This window comes from Pseudomonas sp. P5_152 (assembly GCF_033989915.1).
Classification (GTDB): Bacteria; Pseudomonadota; Gammaproteobacteria; order Pseudomonadales; family Pseudomonadaceae; genus Aquipseudomonas.
This window is the reverse complement of record NZ_JASFAH010000002.1, coordinates 5,509,370-5,525,436: the sequence shown is the minus strand read 5'-3', so window position 1 is coordinate 5,525,436 and position 16,067 is coordinate 5,509,370. Positions and strand designations below refer to the sequence as shown.

General features: G+C 61.7%; 9 protein-coding genes. 6 read left to right on the top strand and 3 right to left on the bottom strand.

All coding sequences use genetic code 11. The annotated features are described in order from the left end of the window. The first annotated feature begins 15 nt into the window (after positions 1 to 15). From QMK50_RS25370 to QMK50_RS25345, 6 genes are all read left to right on the top strand, one after another. Complete coding sequence (locus QMK50_RS25370) at positions 16 to 1,074, top strand: ABC transporter substrate-binding protein (RefSeq protein ID WP_095169052.1); 1,059 nt, start codon at positions 16 to 18, stop codon at positions 1,072 to 1,074. A 263-nt stretch (positions 1,075 to 1,337) separates the two neighbouring features. Continuing rightward, a complete protein-coding gene (locus tag QMK50_RS25365; RefSeq protein WP_320334312.1) occupies positions 1,338 to 3,614 on the top strand; it encodes a TonB-dependent receptor in 2,277 nt (758 codons plus the stop codon). Positions 3,615 to 3,770: 156 nt separating this feature from the next. Beyond that, complete coding sequence (locus QMK50_RS25360; protein ID WP_320334311.1) at positions 3,771 to 6,242, top strand: TonB-dependent receptor; 2,472 nt, start codon at positions 3,771 to 3,773, stop codon at positions 6,240 to 6,242. Between the two features lie 283 nt (positions 6,243 to 6,525). Further along, positions 6,526 to 7,287 carry an ABC transporter permease gene (locus tag QMK50_RS25355; RefSeq protein WP_320334310.1) on the top strand — a complete coding sequence of 254 codons (762 nt, stop codon included), beginning with the start codon at positions 6,526 to 6,528 and terminating at the stop codon, positions 7,285 to 7,287. A gap of 9 nt (positions 7,288 to 7,296) precedes the next feature. Next, positions 7,297 to 8,058 carry an ABC transporter permease gene (locus QMK50_RS25350; RefSeq protein WP_320334309.1) on the top strand — a complete coding sequence of 254 codons (762 nt, stop codon included), beginning with the start codon at positions 7,297 to 7,299 and terminating at the stop codon, positions 8,056 to 8,058. An 11-nt stretch (positions 8,059 to 8,069) separates the two neighbouring features. Continuing rightward, a complete protein-coding gene (locus QMK50_RS25345; protein WP_320334308.1) occupies positions 8,070 to 8,864 on the top strand; it encodes an ABC transporter ATP-binding protein in 795 nt (264 codons plus the stop codon). A 1,150-nt stretch (positions 8,865 to 10,014) separates the two neighbouring features. On the opposite strand, the gene QMK50_RS25340 is transcribed toward QMK50_RS25345, so the two are convergent. From QMK50_RS25340 to QMK50_RS25330, 3 genes are all read right to left on the bottom strand, one after another. Next, positions 10,015 to 10,203, bottom strand: a complete 189-nt coding sequence (locus QMK50_RS25340) for a hypothetical protein (RefSeq protein ID WP_237234985.1) — start codon at positions 10,201 to 10,203, stop codon at positions 10,015 to 10,017. A 153-nt stretch (positions 10,204 to 10,356) separates the two neighbouring features. Next, positions 10,357 to 11,727, bottom strand: a complete 1,371-nt coding sequence (locus tag QMK50_RS25335) for a DUF1552 domain-containing protein (protein WP_320334307.1) — start codon at positions 11,725 to 11,727, stop codon at positions 10,357 to 10,359. A gap of 2 nt (positions 11,728 to 11,729) precedes the next feature. Then, positions 11,730 to 15,857, bottom strand: coding sequence for a DUF1592 domain-containing protein (locus QMK50_RS25330; protein WP_320334306.1), 4,128 nt, complete (start codon positions 15,855 to 15,857; stop codon positions 11,730 to 11,732). Between the last annotated feature and the right edge of the window lie 210 nt (positions 15,858 to 16,067).

The following is a 16,067-nucleotide window of genomic DNA, read 5'->3' as shown; positions in this document are numbered from 1 at the left end:
AACGAAGATCCCTTTATGAGCAAACCACTCGATACCCTCTGGTACACCCACAGCCCGGTGCCCACCGGGCTTGGCATTGCGGTGCAATCCGGGCGCCTGGCCGAGGCTTTCCAGCCATTCGGCACCAATATCCAGTCATTGCGTGAGTCCAGCGAGCGGGAAGTTCGCGAGGCCCACTATGACCATCACCTGAAAAACTCGGTGCGTCACGGCGGCAATATCCCGGCTATCTGGGCCTACGCCAGTGGAGTGCAGACCCGGGTCCTGGGATTGTCCTGGAGCGATGAGGTGCAACTGATCCTGACCACCGCCGAAAGCGGGGTGAAGAGCATTCGCGACCTGAAGAACCGCCGCTTCGGCGTACCGAAATGGGCCAACGTGCAGATCGACTTCACCCGCGCCCAAGCGTTGCGCGGACTGGAGAACGCACTCAAGTTGGAGGGCCTGAATGTCAGCGATGTCGAGCTGGTGGACTACCCCTACGGCGGCACCTACAGCGACGATCAGAAGCAACATGTGTATGGCTCGGAAGTCAGCCTCGGCACCAGCCGCTTCAGCCAGCGCAATAACGAGCTGATCGGCCTGCTGCGCGGCGACATCGACGCGATTTTCCTCAAGGGCGCCCACGCCGTACACCTGGCCAACGAATTCGGCCTGCAGGTGGTGGTCGATACCGGCTCGCACCCCGACCCACTGATTCGCTCCAACAACGGCACGCCGCGCACCCTGACCGTCGACACCCACCTGCTGCACGAACACTTCGATGCCAGTGTGAAAATCGTCGACACCGTGCTGCGCACCGAGCAATGGGCGTGGGCCAACCCGGATGAAACCCGGCGCTTTCTCGCCCGCGAGCTGAACACCAGCGAATACTGGGTGGCCGCCGCCTATGGCGAAGACGCACACCGGCGTTTGCGCACCACCCTGGACAGCCGCTCGATTACCGCCCTGCAGGACTTCACCGATTTCCTGCACCGCTGGGACTTCATTCCACGGCGGTTCGATGTACGCGAGTGGATCGACTTCAGCGTGCTGGAAACGGTGATCGGCTCGACCTCGAGAGTCGCGGTCTGATGACCCTGTAGCAACACAACGGTTGGCAGTTGTGTTGCTACAGCAGCAGCCTCACAGCAACCCATGCTGAATAATCGACAGGGGATTTCCCGGCAACTTTTACCCGAACTTTTCGAGGCTTTAACAACAAACAAAATACCAATTTTATCCTTTATCAATCAGCTACTTAGCAAAAGTAAGTAACCACCAATACCCCCCTCAAAGCTATTGGCACGATCTCTGCTCTACCCCTGTTAGTGAAACTTTATCGGGGGAGTACCAACATGCATAAGCTTAATCCAATCACCAAGAGTATCTGGCTCACCTTGCTGCTGGCCGGGGGGGCCGTCAGCGAGGGATTGCTGGCAGCCGAGACAACAGAAAGCGACGCCGGCAAGACCAGCACCGAGCCGGCGCTGAAGACCGTGACTGTCACCGCCCAGCACAAGGAAGAAACCCTGCAGGAGATCCCGGTGGCGGTGTCGGCGATTCAGGGCACCAGCATCACGGCCGACGGTGTGCGGTCGATGGGCGACATCACCACCTTCGTGCCCAACGCCTCGGCAAAGAACCCCGACGGCGATGGTCGTCCGCGCTGGTACATCCGCGGCCTGGGCACTGGCGATACCGGCGCTGCCACCGTGTACCCGGTGGGGATCTACTCCGACGACGTCTACCTCAACGCACCCCTTGCCGGTGGCGGCCCGCTGTATGACCTGGAGCGCATCGAGATTCTGCGCGGGCCCCAGGGCACCCTGTACGGCAAGAACACCACGGCGGGCGCGGTCAACATCATCTCGCAAAAACCGAGCCTCGATGCCCAGACCAACGGCTACGGCACGCTAGGTGTCGGCAGCAAGGATGAACGCATCGTCAGTGGCGCCCTGGGCGGTGTGCTGGTGGACGAAAAACTCGCCGCGCGGGTGGCGCTGTACTCCGAGGAGCGCGACGGGTTCGCCGAGAACCTCACCGACGGCCACACCTACGGTGACGTCAACAAGAAAGCCGTGCGCGTGCAGTTCCTTGCCCAGTTGAACCCTGACCTCGAAGCCCTGCTCAAGGTCCACGCCCGCCAGCACAATGGCGACGGCAGCAACGGCTCGCTGCCGGTGGGACGTTACTACAACGTCGGCTACCAGCGCCCGAACGGCCGCGACATCGAACTCAACGTCAATGAAGATGCCAAGCTCGACCATGACGGCACCTCGCTGACCTTCAACTGGAACCTGGGCGACTACACCCTGACCTCGATCACCGCCTACGACTACATCCGCGGCCAGTCCACCAGCGATGCCGACTACACGCCATACGAAGTCAACGGCGCCGCCACGGCCGACAACAAGTACAGCCAGTACTCCCAGGAACTGCGCCTGGCCTCGCCCCAGCAGGAAACCCTGCGCTGGCTGGCCGGCGCTCACTACTTCCACGAGACCCTCGACAGCTCGGCCACGCGCTTTATTACCCCGGGCCCGACGCCCAATGGCAGTGGCTCCAACCAGATTGGCGGGGTCACTGACCTGCGTGACCTCAACTACGACCACAAGACCGACAGCTACGCCCTGTTCGGCAACCTGACCTATGACTTCACCGACAATTTCACTGTCACCGGCGGTCTGCGCTACACCCAGGAAAAGAAAGACATCGACCTCGACCTGACCCAACTGACCCGCGCCAGCGCCAACGGCCCGCTGATTCCACTGAGCGGCGTCGGCACCAACGGCAACCGCCAGGAAGCCAATACCTGGGAAGCCTGGACCTACGACCTGACCCCCGAGTACCGGATCAACGACAACCTGCGGGTGTTCTTCCGCTACGCCCACGGCTTCCGTTCCGGCGGCTTCAACACCGGCTTGTCGACCAGCCTGGCGCAGTTGACCACGGTCGATCCGGAACAACTCGACGCCTATGAAATCGGCCTCAAATCCGAGTGGTTCGACCGTCGCCTGACGGCCAACGCGAACATTTTCTACTACGACTACTCGGATATTCAGGTCAACCTGCTGACGGTCAACAACGGCGTGCTGACCACCGCCTTGACCAACGGCGCCGCGGGCAAGGTCAAGGGTGCCGAGCTGGAACTCGAAGGCCAGCCCACCGAGTACCTGCACCTGCGGGCGGCGATCTCGTTCCTCGACACCGAGTACACCGACTTCAAGAACACCAACCCCAATACGGGTGCGGTCACCGGCGACTACAGCGGCAACAGCTTCGTGCGCTCGCCGCGCAACGTAGTTTCGCTGGGCGGCGACTACACCTTCCCACTGGAGATCGGCGGCAAGCTGGTGGCCGGTGGCGACGTGAGTTTCCGCGACAAGGAATACTTCCTCGCCGACCGCCAGAGCAGCGCCGACAAGACCCTGAGCCAGGCGCACTACACCTTGGCCAACAGCCGCCTGACCTGGTTCAGCCCGGATGAAAAACTCAGCGTCACCGGCTTCGTCAACAACCTCACCGACCGCCGCTACCAAGTCCACGGACGGCCCAACGGCACCCTCGGCCAATACGTGATCACCTACGGCGACCCCCGCACGGTGGGCCTGAGCGTCACCAGCCGATTCTGACCCACCACCTGTAGGAGCGGGTGCTCGCTTGCGGCTTGCTCGCGAAAAACGTCAACAGTGACGCGTGCATTCAGTATGCACGCGGCGCCTGCGAGTTCTTCGCGAGCAAGCTCGCTCCTACAGGTTGATCCTCTTGCCCTAGAAAGGAATCCGCCCATGTTCCACCACAACCCGTTGGCCAGCGCCGTGGCGCTGGTCATTGGCAGCCTTGCCCTGCCGGTAATGGCCGCCGAAACCCGCCCGGCCCCGGCCGGTGCCAGCAACGATCACCTGGACACCGTGGTCGTGCTCGGCACCCGGCGCAGCGACGTCACCGCCCTGCAAAGCGCCGCCCCGGTGGACGTGCTGTCCAGCGAGCAACTACAGGACACCGGCGCCAGCGACCTGTCCGGCGCACTGACGGCACTGTCGCCGTCCTTCAGTTACCCGCAATCGCCCCAGGGCGCGTTCTCCGGCTCCATTGCCCAGGGCGCGTCGTTGCGCGGGCTGGCCTCCGACCAGGTGCTGGTGCTGGTCAACGGCAAACGCCGGCACACCAGCGCCAACGTCACCCGCCAGGGCCTGGTCAACGGCCGGGGGGCGGCGGCGGTCGACCTCAGCCTGATTCCGTTGGGTGCGATCCAGCGCGTGGAGATCCTGCGTGACGGCGCGGCGGCCCAGTACGGCTCCGACGCCATCGCCGGGGTGATCAACATCGTGCTCAAGGAGAAGGATGACGGCGGCAACCTCGGCTACCGCTTCGGTGGCTACGACAAGGGTGACGGCATCCAGCGCAAACTGGGTGGCTGGAAAGGTTTCACCCTGCCCAACGACGGCTTCCTGACCTTGAGTTTCGACGCCGGCAGCCAGGACCCGGCCAGCGACACCAACCCAGACAACCGGATCTTCTACCCCGGTTCCACCAGCATCAACACCGCCAAGGAACAGAACAACCGCTACCGCACTTGGCGCTGGGGCTCGGGCAACGTCTCGGACCAGTACAACCTGGTCGCCAACAGCGAAATCGGGGTCGGCGAAGGCTTGACCGCCTACGGCTTCGCCACCTACTCGCACAAGAACACCGATGCCGAGGGCTTCTTCGACCCGCCCACGACCTTGCGCAACAATTACGGGAGCAACGCTTTGCAGCGCTTCCCCGATGGTCGCTTGCCGGTCACCCGCTACTCTCTGGAAGACTATGCCGTGACCGGTGGCCTGCGCCTGGACGACGAGCAACTGGGCAAGTTCGACCTGGCACTGAATTACGGCGACAACCGCCTCACCTCCGACGACCGCAATGCGATCAACCCGAGCTGGGGCGCCGGCAGTCCGCAGAACATCTACACCGGCAAGCGCCAGGTCGACCAGACCAACGCCACCCTGGACTGGGTGCGCGACTTTCCCACCGACCTGCTGTTCAAGCCCCTGACCCTGTCGGCGGGCCTGGCCTGGCGCCAGGAGAACTACGAGCTGAGCGCCGGGGAAGCGGCCGGTTGGCAGAACGGGCCGTTGTTCAACACCGTCGACCCCTTCACCAACCGGCGGATTCCCGGGTATTACTCGGGCATCACCCAGGTCGACGCGGCGTCCCTGGACCGCCGGGTACTGGGGGCCTATGTCGATGTCGAAGCCCAGCTCACCGAGCAATTCCAGGCCGGGGTAGCGCTGCGCAGCGAGCACTATTCGGACTTTGGCGACACCACCAACGGCAAGTTGTCGCTGCGTTACGACTTCACCCCAGAGATCGCCGCGCGGGCCACCGCCAGCACCGGTTACCGCGCACCGTCGCTGGTGCAGAGCGGCCTGTCCTCGTTCAGTGTGCAGGTGGTCGAACAGCCGCCGGGCAGCGGTAACTATGTCGAGGTCCAGCAACGCACCCTGCGCGCCAACAGCCCGGAAGCGGCGCTGCTGGGCGGTACCTCGCTGAAACCGGAAGAGTCCACCAACTACTCCCTGGGCCTGGTATGGCGGCCGCTGCCCAACGCGTCGGTGACCATCGATGCGTACCGGATCAACATCGACAACCGCATCACCCTCTCCGACCAGTTACCGGCCTCGGTGGTGTCGCCGATCTTCGCCGGTACCCCGTACGCCAATATCCAGAGCGCAGCGTTCTACACCAACGTGGCCGACACTCGCACCGACGGCATCGAGCTGACCGGCAACTATCAGTTCGACCTGGCGCAATGGGGCCGGCTGAACCTGAGCAGCGGTTTCAGCAAGAACCATACGGACATTACCCAGCTGCGGGACGTTGGCAACATCAAGGGTGAGCAAATTGTCGGCCGGGCGACCCAGGGCCTGATCGAGGAAGGCACTCCCGAGAACAAGCTAGTGCTCAGCGCCAACTGGCTGTACGCCAACTGGGGCGTGACCATTGCCCAGCGCCGCTACGGCGAATGGAAGAGCTTGAACGCGAGCAACCCGGACCTGGACCAGACCTACAGCTCGCAGTGGGTCACCGACCTCGACCTGTCGTACACCTTCGACAAGGCGCTGAAAGTCTCGGTAGGCGCGATCAACCTGTTCGACACCCACCCGGACGAGGCCGATGGTACGCAGCTGTACGGCGTGCCCAAGTACTCGATCACCAGCCCCGAAGGTGCCCAGGGCGCGTTCTACTACACCAGCGTCAGCTACGAGTTCTGACCGCCACTGCTGCCGGGGTGTTGCCCTGGCAGCAACGGGTGCGTCTGTAGGAGCAGGTACCCGCTTGCGGCGCCTGTTTGCGGTGCCGCTTGCCGCTTGCCGCTTGCGGATTGCGGCTTGTCCGCGATGGGCTCAAGAACACCGTGTTCATCCTGGTTTCGCGCGTTATCGTTGACGTCCATCGCGAGCAAGCTCGCTCCTACAGGGGGGGGCGGGGTTGCGACGAGGATATGGCACAGCTCTTGCGATAGCCCTCGGGTACTTCGCCGAAATAAGACCCGCCATGCGCCCACACTCCTTGCTGACCGCTCTCACCTGGCTTATCTCGCCCCTGGCCCTGCTGGTGCTCTGGGCCGGGGTGGCCGAGGCCGGGATTTTTCCACGTAACCTGCTGGTGCCACCCGCCCAGGTGGTGCAAGCCTTCGCCGAACTCTTGGCCAGCGGCGAGCTGCTGGAGCATCTGGGCAATAGCCTGTCCCGCCTGGGGCTGGGGTTTGGCATTGGCTCGCTGTGCGGCCTGGCCTTCGGGGTGCTGATGGCCCTGTCCAGGCAGGTCGAGATCTACTGCGCGCCGCTGTTCCACACCTTGCGGCAGATCCCCAGCATCGCCTTGATTCCGATGTTCGTGTTGCTGTTCGGCATCGATGAAACCTTCAAGATCATCATTGTCGCCAAGACCGCGTTCTTCCCGGTGGCCCTGGCCGCCAGCGAGGGGGTCAAGGCCATCCCGCGCAGCTATTTCGAAGTCGCCGACGTGTATCGCCTGCGTTGGCCGACCCTGGTCCGCGAGATCGCCCTGCCTGCCGCTGCGCCACCGATCATCACCGGCTTTCGCATCAGCCTGACCCGCGCCTGGGTGGTGCTGGTGGCCACCGAGTTGCTCGCCGCCGACAGCGGCCTGGGACAGATGATCGAGATGAGCCGGCAGATGCTGCGCATCGACGTGGTGATGGTCGGTGTGGTGGTCACTGGGTTGATCGGCTTTGCCCTGGACTTTTCCTTTCGCCAACTCGAACAGCGCCTGTTCCGCTGGCAAACCCGCTAGGAGCCTGCCATGCCCCCTTTACTCGGAAAATCCCGCGGCCTGTTGCTGCCGCTGCTACTGATCGGCGGCTGGGAATACCTGTCGCGCCAGGATGCCGCCGGGGCCTATGCCTTCGTGCCGCTGTCGACCATCGGCCAGGCCTTGCTCGAGCTGCTCGGCAATGGCGAGTTGCTGGTCAACCTGCTGGCCAGCCTGGCGCGCACCAGTACCGGCCTGGCCCTGGGTATCGTCTTTGGCGTCGCGCTGGGGGTGCTGATGGCGCTGTCGAGCGTGGCCAACCGATTGATCGGCCCGCTGTTTCATTCGATTCGCCAGGTGCCGATGCTCGGCTGGATCCCGCTGATTGCCATGTGGTTCGGCAACGGCGAGTTCTCCAAGGTGTTGATCGTCACGCTCGCGGCGTTCTACCCGATGGTGCTCAACACCTATCAAGGTTTCAGGCATGTCGAGGGACGCTACCGCGAAGTCGGCCAGGTGCTGGTGCTCAGCCGCTGGCAACAGTTCTGCCATGTGCTGCTGCCGGCGGCGCTGCCGAGCCTGGCCACCGGCGTGCTGCACGCCCTGGCGTTTGCCTGGGTCACCGCCGTGGGCAGCGAACTGTTTTTGTCGTCCGGGGCCGGCCTGGGCAACCTGATGATGAACGCCGAAGCCGGCGCGCGCATGGAGATCATCGTCCTGAGCGTGCTGTGCATCGGTCTGTGCGGTTACCTGATGACCCTGCTGTTTACCCTTCTGAGTCGCCACCTGCTGCGCTGGCGCAACATTCGTTGAAAGGCCACCCCATGAACGCCATTGCCCATCACGCTCTGCCCCACAGCACCACACTGCCCTGCGGCGCCCTGGAAGTCCGCGGCCTGAGCAAGGCCTATCGGATCGAAGGCCAACCGCTGCCCGTACTGGACAACATCAACCTCAAGGTCCGCCCTGGCGAATTCATCAGCATCGTCGGCGCCAGCGGCTGCGGCAAGTCGACCCTGCTGCGGCTGATCGTGGGCCTGGAGGGCGACTACCAGGGCGATATCCTGCTCGATGGCAAGCCCGTGGTCGGCACCAGCCTGGAACGCGGCATCGTGTTCCAGGACCACCGCCTGTTTCCCTGGATGACCCTGAGCAAGAACATCGCCCTGGCCCTGAAAAACCACCCACTGTCCCAGGCCGAAAAGGACCGCCTGGTGGCCGAGCACATCGCCCTGGTCAACCTCGAGGGATTCGAGAACGCCTACCCGCACCAACTGTCCGGTGGCATGGCCCAGCGGGCCGCCATCGCCCGCGCCCTGATCAACCGCCCCAAGGTGCTGCTGCTCGACGAACCCCTGGGCGCCCTCGACGCCCTGACCCGGGTCCGCCTGCAACACGAACTGCAGCGCATCTGGGTCCAGCAACGCTGCACAGTGATCATGGTCACCCACGACATCGAAGAGGCCCTGTACCTGGGCGACCGGGTGATCGTCATGGACGCCCACCCGGGGCGGATCAAGCATCAGATCCAGGTCAACCTGCCCCACCCCCGGGACCGGAGTTCGCCCGTATTGCAGGGCTACAAAGAGCAACTGCTGGAGGAATTGGTGGGGCATTGAGCGCGATATGCAATCTTTTGATCCTGGTTTTGTGGGCATATCCAGCCAAAGGTCCAGCGTGCACCCTGCACAAATTCTGTAGGAGCGGGTGCCCGCTTGCGGCTTGCTCGCGATGAGCATAGGTATCTACACAACTTTGTGGCGGCCTCTGGGCCGACCGGGGTGTTGGATTAGGTCGAGTACATATCCATTTTTTCGGTAACGGCCTCCTATGGTTCCGCCTGACGGCGGCTCACTTTTGAACAGCCCAAAAGTAAGCAAAAGGCTCTTTCCCCACCACTTGGCACCTCGCTTGGGCTCGGTGTGCCCTCACTCCGGCTTGAATCCGTGGGCCGCCGCCACGCGCCATCCATGGCGCGGGGCGGCTAACCCGGCGTCCTGCCGGGTTACCCACGAATTCAAGCCTGCGTTCGGCCAGCGTGGTTAACGGGGCGCCCAGGATCAAAAGCCAGAACCAGAGCCAGAGCCAGAGCCAGAGCCAGAGCCAGAGCCAGAGCCAGAGCCAGAGCCAGATCAAAAGATGGCTGACTTCGTCAGCGTCTTAGGAAGTAGAAGCTACACCGCGCATGCCCTAGCGATCAGGTCGGCTTTTAGGCCGCCTCGCTTTGTTTTTGATACTGGGCGCCCCGTTAACCACGCTGGCCGGAGTCCGATATTGATTTGGGGGGTAAACCGGCAGGACGCCGGTTTAGCCGCACTGGGCCAGGGAGGGCCCATTGCGGCGGCCCCCCAAATCAATGTCGGAGTACGGGCATGCCGAGCCTAAGCGAGGCACCGAGTGGTGGGGTAAGAGCGTTTTGCTTACTTTTGCCTGGGCCGGCATTCCGGCTGTTCAAAAGTAAGCCGCCGTCAGGCGGAACCATAGGAGGCCGTTACCGAAGAAATGGATATGTGCCCGGTCTAATCCAACACCCCGCCCGGCCCAGAGGTACAACGTCGCACCACAGTTGTGTAGATACCTATGTCGCGATGAGGCCAGCACAGTCAACATCGATGCTGCCTGACACACCGCCATCGCGGGCGAGCACGCTCCCACAGGTTTGATGTGGTGTATACAGAATCTGTGAACAGCCAAAATCAGTGTGGGAGCGGGCGCCCGCTTGCGGCTTGCCCGCGATGGTCGTCAACGATGACACGTGCATTCAGGGTCTCAACCCGGCGTTTTTGCGGGCTTGGCGAGCAAGCTCGCACCTGCAGGTTTGTTTGCCCGTCGTGCTTCGAGCAGTGTCCTGGGCAAGGCGAACCCTTCGAAGCTGCGCTGGGTGATCGGGTTGTTGGCCTTCTGCGCCCCGATGCGATAGCGCATTAGCCCATCGGCAACGGCGAAGGTCAGGTCCACGCTGGTGTCGGTGCGTCCGTTAAGGTGCCCACGACTTCTGCAGTTGCTCCAGCACGTCGCGCCGCACCAGGTAGCCGCCGTGGCTGTCCGAGTAGAGGGCGTCCAGATACTACTTCCAATTGCTCGGCAACCTCAAAACCGCCGAACGCTCCTTCACACATTGCTGAAAATCCCGCTGACCGGCTCGATGTTCCCACCATAAGGCACAGTGGTTCCGGCGGCCTTGGCGATGGTTGCCCATATGCGTTGCATATCGACCATGTATTGACCGATAACCGGATTGCCCGTGTGGTGCTTGCGATCGGCCTGCGACGTCACATCAAGATAGCGTCCGGCGCCATCACCACTTTTAAGCAATCCACTCGCCCCGCCCATCAACAGCAGCGGCATGTCGATCATGTGCTCCGGCGCGCCGTCCGCCATCTCACTGGTCAGCACCACGAGTGTATGGTCGAGCAGACTGTCGCCTGGCACATGGGGGTCCTGATAGCGGGCCAATTCATCCATCAGGAATTTGACCCGCTGGACATACCATTGACGTGTTCCCTTCCACAACTCCTTCTGGTGAAGTCGGTGGGCACACTCATGGGGATTGTTGCCCGGGCTGACGTCGAGGATGTTCAGCGACTCCGCCGAACGGCCAATCTGAATCGTCGCCACCCGAGTGATCCCGCAACTCAAGGCCGTTGCCACTACCTGGTGATGGTTGGCCTGAATTCGGGTGCGGTCCTTTGCCGAACGGTAATCCAGCGGTTCCACGGTCAATGGCTTGCATTCGCCAATCGGTGGCTGGCTCAAGTCGAGGTCCTTGATCACCTGTTCCACTGAATCCAGATGGGTATCGAGTTTCTGCCGCTCAGCGCCGGATAGCTTGCCTTTGATTTCCTGGATATCCGCCAGGGAGGTCTGCAATAGAGTACTGCCGCCGGGCTGCCGACTCGATGAAGCAAGACCGGGTTCCTTGAACAACGCCTGCGCCATGAGCACCGGATCACGATAAGGTGTGCGGATCGCATTGCCCTGATAGGACACGAACCAGGGCGTACCGTCGACACCGGCATGGGGACCGGCAAACAGACTGCGGTGAGACGGCTCGGTGCCCGGCAACGCCTGACCCAGCAGTATGTCGATGGATGATTGGCTCCCCGCACTGTCGCGCAACACAAATGTCCAGCCCAAATGACCTACGTTGGCGCCTTCCGGCCCCAGGATAAGTCCACGCAAGTAGAGTGATTGGTTGCGATAGGCTGCCAGCTCGGCACTCACCTCATTCAAGGTAAATGCCGTGGTATCACTGCTTTGCACCTGTGGATGCCACAATCCGCGACCATCGCCAAAACCATCTCCGGTATAGGAGTCCACCGCCAGGCCATCGGGCACGACCACAAACACAATCTTCAGCTTGGCCTGCTGGCTTTGCCCCGCCAACGCCATGCGCGCCAGGCCAAACTGAGTCAACGGACCATAGACACTCGCTGCAGCCAGGCCCGCCAGAAAACGCCGACGACTCTTCAGGATGCCCATGCTCAGTTCCTCTCAATCTTGTAGGTGAACGCTTTGGAAGTGCCCAAGGTTTTCAGTATGTCGGCCAGCGAGCCCGAAGTTTTCAATCCATCGGCCACTGCCTTGACGGTTCCTGACGTCGACACATCGGATTTATTGCCGAAGACAAACCGGAAGTAACTGTCGGCCATGCAGAACTGCGATGCCGGGTTGCGCGGAATGATTTTGGCGATATCGCGTACGTCATTGATCGGCTCGGTGCCAGTCGCCATGAGGAATGGACCGGAAGCCTTGATTGCCACCATCTGTGGGTACTGATTGAAGTTGTAGGCTTTTTCCTCGAGGCGATAGCGCCCCGCCGCGTCGTAGTGCTCCATCGAGGACCCGGTGTCGTTCATGTATTGATGACACCGCCAGCAACGCCCCTCTGACGCCTGCTCGCCGTTGGACGCGTCCCAGTGCTCACGGGTGGTAATCGCCCGCGCCGGGTAGGCAGGTGGCGTGGGATCCGCCTCCACCGGTGCACCAAAATCGCGGCAAAACATCTGCTCGCGGATCATGATGCCGCGCTTGACCAACGAGGTGGCCTGGTAGTCCGAAGTAGCGGCCTGCGTCAGCCCTAGATGCAGCAGCCCACCGCGTTTATCGTCGACCGCGACCTTCTGCAAGGTGCTGCCAGAAACCCCATCGATGCCGTAGTGCGCGGCCAGGGCCTGGTTGAGGTAGGTGTAGCGTGGATTGAACAACTCCTCGAAAGTGCCTGCGTTCAACATCAGGTTGCGGCTCAACAGGTACTGTTCCTGCGCCATGAGCTGGATCATTTGTGCACTCAGCCCCGGCTTTTCCTGGACGCCGCGAATGGTCTTGGCGTAGTAGCTGACAAACCGGTTGAACTGCTCGATGCCCTTGTCCGTGCGCATCATGCGCTCGATCTCTGTCGAGATCTGTTGCGCAGTTTGCAGTTCGTTGCGCTGGGCCTTGGCCAACAATTCGGCGTCCGGGGTGGTGCCCAGGAACCCGTAGGACAGCGCCGTCGCCAACTCGAACGGTGTCAGCTTGAACACACTGCCCCCCTCTGTCGTCGCCAACCCCAACTCGGAGCGATAGAGGAAATGGGGCGACAGCAGCAGCGCGGCGATCAGTCCAGTCGCACCTTGTTCGTCGAACAATGCCTGGTAGCGCAGACGCTCGGCATCACTGACTGGACGGCGAAACAGCTGATACCCCAGCGATGTCACCAGATCCGACCCGAGCTTCGATTGCGCCAGGACGCTCAAGCGCGACGGCGCAACCTTGTCGGCCACCCACAGCGCCATGTCATAGAACTGCTTGACGTCCTCTGCCTGCGCAATGCCCTTGTCCGCCTCACCGGGGTACTTGAAGTCTTTCTCAGACTTGTCGGCCGGTAGCTTCTCGGGATTGATCTCGACCGCCAGGATGTCCCTGACGCTGGCGGCGTATTCATCCGGGGTCAGCAAGCGCAGCTGCCGCACCCCATGGGATTCCGACGGATCCAGGTAAGGCTTCCACACCACATTAATCAGGTGCTTGCTGATTTCGCTGGCACACGTAGTGTCGCAATGCCCGGACACCGGCATGCTTTTTATCTGTTTGACCAGCGCGTCCTGCCCCGCCACGCTCCAGGCCAGGGCCATGCGCAAGCTGTCGAAATACTCGACCGCGTGACATTTGGTACAGGCCTGGGCCAGCACCGTCTCCCCCAGGTTCTCGACAGGACGGTACGCGACCGCTGGCAATTGCCCGTCCTCGCTGGACTCATCTATCACCACCTGCTCCAGTTCCGGCTCAGGCTTGGCCTTCGAATAAAACGGGTAGATGACCTTGTACTTGCCGTAGTCCAGGATCTGCGTGGTGCTGGCGCCCCAGGGCACCTGGATCACCTGCGGCTCGGCACCGCTCTGCGCTTCGTTGACCAGGCTGAAATGCCACTGCGCATCGCTCACCGACGCCGGTTTGCTCGGTGCCTTGATCGTCACCTTGACCTCAAGCTTTATCGGCCGCTCACGGTAGCGCAGGCTGATGGTCTGGGCCTTGTTGGTGGCAGACAGGGTGACGGTCGTGTTGCGAACCTGGGGAATCCAGTCTTCTACATCATTGAGCCTGAGCTGATAGTCGCCATAGGGCAGTCCGTTGAGGACCAATCCGGCGTCACTGTCCTCGGGATTCCACGACACCTGAACCAACCGACGATTGCCGTCGGGGGCAGTCAGGAAGCCACTGATCATTTTCTTTTCGTAACCCGCTGGAGGCAGCATGGGCCGTAACGCCAACTGCGTGGCCGGCAACTCGCTGGCATCGTAGCGCACGCGATAAATCACCCCGGCGACGTCGTCGCTGATCAGCAGGCTGCCATCGGCCAACTCAAGGAATTCCGCGGGCCGACCAATACACGAGTTATCCAGGCAGTACACATCGAAACGATCGGGGTCCTGCACAAATCCGTTGATCAAAGGGATCTGATTGACCACCCGCGTACCGCCCTGGATCGTCAGCATCTGCACATCCATCCCTGGACTTGCCGCAGAACCGGCACCGTGCACGGCCACCAGCAAACGCTGGCTTCCACTGGTGGTGGGATAGCCCCGCCAGAACTTGACCCCAAGCGGTGCGGTGTTGGTTCCCAACTCGAACGCAGCGGGCACATAGTCCGCCGGATTGACCTGGGCCGGGGATTTGTCCGAGACAATGGCACCAGGCACCAATGGCGGCTGGATCACACCTGGGTTCTGGTACTCCTCCTGGGTGAACCCGGGTGTGCCCTTGCCAAACCGGTACGGCACCCCAAAATGCAGGCCGGGGCCACTGATCCAGTTGATCTCATCGGGGTTGGGGAAACCCTGGCGATTGTTGTCGCTGAACCACAGGCTGGCGTTTTGCGGGTTCCAATCGAAGCCCACGGAGTTGCGCACGCCCTTGGCCAGAACTTGTGATTCACCGGTCTCCAGTGAATAACGCAACAGCGTCCCGTAGCGCTGATCGGCGGGAATCATGCACAGGTTGCAGGGAATACCGACCGCCGTGTACAGCCACTTGTCCGTCGGGTCCAGCGGGTTGAAGCGCAAAGGGTGTTTCATGTGCCAGATCCGGGTGTTGGAACCGGAGGCCAGGGGCGGCAGGGGAAACAGCTTGTCGTCGGCCGGGAAGTTGAAGACCCGCTCCGGCTTGGGGTCCTTGTAATGGTTATCGGCATCGCGCAAGCGATACAGCCCGCCCGTGGTCGAGTAATACAGGTCACCGTCGCGCCAGGCCACGCCGTGAGGCTCTTCCAGACCGCTGGCGAGCACATGGATGGCCGTCGGTTTACCCGCAGCGTCCAATGGCAACGCATAAATCATGTCGGCAATCTTGCCTTCATAGATATACGAAGGAATGGCGCTGGAACCCACATACAACACATTCTTGCCCATGGCCATTTGGCGAGGCTGGATCAGGCCCTGGGCGAACAGTTCGATCTTGATTCCAGGCAGGCCGCTGAGCTTGGCGACCTCCACCGGTGGCCGGTATTTCACCGTCACCGCTTGTTCGTCTCCCTCTGCTTGCTTGAACGAGATAATGCGCGGGGTGTTCAACGGGACAAAACCGCCAGCGGAATTCATCACCAGTTGATAGTCGCAGGCTTTCAAATTATCGAGGTGGAGGGTGTCGCTGGCCTTGACGCTGATCGGAATTTCTTCGGCCTTGCAGCGCAAGACCCCGGTCAGCACCTCATCGGCTCGCACGACACCGGGCACTGCCGGTTTCAAGGGGCCCTTGCCACTCAAGGTGGCGAAACTGAGGGTCAGGCGATTGCCTGCGAAACCACCGCACTCACCGAGCTCTTTCCAGGCATCTTTCCAAGGACCGCCCTGGAGCAACGGCTCATAGGCAGGTACTTGGCACCACGCCCAACTGCCTATCCCCAGCGGCGGACCGTCCTCATCTTTCCAGCACTCGAATTGCTGGTCTTTATGCTGGACCTGGTCCCCCTGTTGATAGACCTTGCCCTTTTCATAGGCCGGCGCGGTACAAGCCTGAGCCTGTACCGGGGAAGATTCGGCGGTAAGTGGAAACAAAACCACGCCAATGATCACACCGAAAGCAACCAGCCCCACCATCAACAGCCAGCGACACACACCGACAGACTTATCCATGACTCAAGCCTCATGCGTCAGCCAAGTGCTTCGTTGCCTCGCAAGATCTGCTGATCGAGTTGCGCTGCGAACCACCTGACCCAGGGCTGGCGCCACGGTATGACGAGTCTAGCCCGGTGTTGTGATTGGAATGTCTTCCAATGCGGTTCCACTGCATGACCACAACATGGCAGGACAGCCATAGAGACAGGAACTGACAGACACTCATCC

Excerpts from the sequence above, each read along its gene's own strand:
- QMK50_RS25370 (WP_095169052.1), top strand. The coding sequence starts at position 16 with ATGAGCAAACCACTCGATACCCTCTGGTACACCCACAGCCCGGTGCCC.
- QMK50_RS25345 (WP_320334308.1), top strand. The coding sequence starts at position 8,070 with ATGAACGCCATTGCCCATCACGCTCTGCCCCACAGCACCACACTGCCC.
- QMK50_RS25330 (WP_320334306.1), bottom strand. The coding sequence starts at position 15,857 with ATGGATAAGTCTGTCGGTGTGTGTCGCTGGCTGTTGATGGTGGGGCTG.
- QMK50_RS25365 (WP_320334312.1), top strand. The coding sequence starts at position 1,338 with ATGCATAAGCTTAATCCAATCACCAAGAGTATCTGGCTCACCTTGCTG.
- QMK50_RS25350 (WP_320334309.1), top strand. The coding sequence starts at position 7,297 with ATGCCCCCTTTACTCGGAAAATCCCGCGGCCTGTTGCTGCCGCTGCTA.
- QMK50_RS25355 (WP_320334310.1), top strand. The coding sequence starts at position 6,526 with ATGCGCCCACACTCCTTGCTGACCGCTCTCACCTGGCTTATCTCGCCC.
- QMK50_RS25360 (WP_320334311.1), top strand. The coding sequence starts at position 3,771 with ATGTTCCACCACAACCCGTTGGCCAGCGCCGTGGCGCTGGTCATTGGC.
- QMK50_RS25335 (WP_320334307.1), bottom strand. The coding sequence starts at position 11,727 with ATGGGCATCCTGAAGAGTCGTCGGCGTTTTCTGGCGGGCCTGGCTGCA.